Source organism: Rhizobacter sp. P3_B12, assembly GCF_056402895.1.
The window spans coordinates 1-1,724 of the sequence record NZ_JBFUGN010001165.1; the positions used below are offsets into that span (position 1 = coordinate 1).

Below are 1,724 nucleotides of genomic sequence, written 5' to 3' on the forward strand. Positions count from 1 at the left end.
CCTTGAATCCACACCGAGCGATGAACACCCGACTGCATTTCACCCTGGCCTGCCTTGTCGCCGCGATGGGCATTCCGCCGGCCGCCCACGCGGCAGACCACCTCGACACCCCCACCGTGATCGCCGACCCGGCGGCCGACATCGGCGACCTCTACGCCTGGACGTCCGCCGACGGCCGGCGGCTGAACCTGGTGATGGACATCGTCGGCCGCCAGTTCTCCGACCAGGTCCAGTACGTGTTCCACGTCGACAGCGGCCCGCGCTTCGGCAGCACGACCAGCAGCACCACCGTCCTGTGTCGCTTCGACGTCGCGAACGCGGCCGAATGCTGGGCCGGTGATGCCGACGAGCTGCGCGGCGATGCCGGCCGGCCCGCGGGCCTCGAAGGCCGCCACAAGCGCTTCCAGGTGTTCGCCGGGCTGCGCGACGACCCGTACTACAACAACGTGAGGGGCACGCGCGCCGCGCTGAACCTCGCGGCCGATGCGATCCAGAAAGGCAAGGCGCCGAAAGATGCCGCCGGCTGCTTCGCGTTCGACGCCGCGACCTCCGCGCAGGTGTTCGCGCAGTGGCGCCAGACCCAGGGCGAGCCGGCGAAGAATTTCCTGGCGGGCTGGAAGACCTCGGCGCTGGTCGTCTCGGTGGACCTGGCGGTCGTCAACCAGGGCGGCCCGCTGCTGGCGGTCTGGGGGCGCACCTACCGGCAACGGCCCGCACCGGGCCGCCCGCTGCTGGGCAAGCCGATCGATCGCATGGGGCGTGCGCTGACCGGCAACGCCCTGTTGCACACCATCGGCTCGAGCGACGACGCGGACGCGATGAAGGAGGACTACAACCGCGCCGACCCAGTGGACTGGCAGAAGTTCGCGCCCGAAATCGGCCGCAACCTGGCGCTGTACGACAGCTTCGACGGCATCCTCGGCAACCAGTGGCTGGCCGCGCGGGCGGACGCCACTCCTGCGCGCTACCAGGCGCTGGCCCGGCTGCTGGCCGACGACAGGCTGTGGGTCGACTCGCGGGTCTCGACCTGCACCCGCTACTTCGCGGTCGAATCGGCGGCCGAGGGCGCACCGGTCAACGACTGCGGCGGCCGCACGCCGAACTACAACGTCAACGGCGTGTTCCGCTCGCTGCTGATCCGCGGCACGCCGGACACCGTCGACGACGGGGTCGACCACGACGACCGCCTGCATTCGACGGCCGTGTTCCCGTTCCTGGCGGCGCCATGAAGCGCGGCTGCATCGCCATGGTGGCGCTCGCCGGGGCGCTGGTCGGCTGCAGCGGAACCTTCCGCGACGGCAACCGCGAAGACCCGCGCGCCACGACCGACGGCGCGATCGCGATCGCCAACCTCGACCACCTGATCGCGCAGGCCACGGGGGATGCAGGCATCGACGAGTTGCTGTTGCTGCGCTCGAAGACGCTGGCCGACTACGAGGCGCTCGATCGCGTCGTTGCACTCGCGGAGGCGGATTCGCACGCCGCCGCCGCACTGCTGCGCCGATCGCGCAGCCGCGCGGCGGTCCATCGCTTCAACGAGGCCCTGGCCGATGCAGAGGAGGCCGCACGGGCTGGCGCCGACAGCCGCACGGTGGCGGCCCAACGCGCAGCCATCCTCGTCGCCATCGGGCGGGCCGATGAAGCGCTTCCCGCGCTCGAATCGAACGTGGCACGCCTCCCCGGCTTCGCATCGCACAGCGCCCTGGCCACCGCCTACGCAGCCG

General features: G+C 71.2%; 2 protein-coding genes. Both read left to right on the plus strand.

The window, feature by feature from the left end; genetic code table 11:
- Positions 1-20 precede the first annotated feature (20 nt).
- Positions 21-1,229 (plus strand): hypothetical protein, encoded by a 1,209-nt coding sequence (locus AC1D01_RS33345; RefSeq protein ID WP_477873758.1) that lies wholly within the window; start codon positions 21-23, stop codon positions 1,227-1,229.
- The coding region (locus AC1D01_RS33350; RefSeq protein ID WP_477873759.1) for a hypothetical protein at positions 1,226-1,724 on the plus strand (499 nt) is incomplete at its 3' end. The genes AC1D01_RS33345 and AC1D01_RS33350, both read left to right, overlap by 4 nt.

What these genes read in the sequence shown, in the direction of transcription:
- AC1D01_RS33345 (WP_477873758.1), top strand. Translation starts at nt 21, where the DNA reads ATGAACACCCGACTGCATTTCACCCTGGCCTGCCTTGTCGCCGCGATG.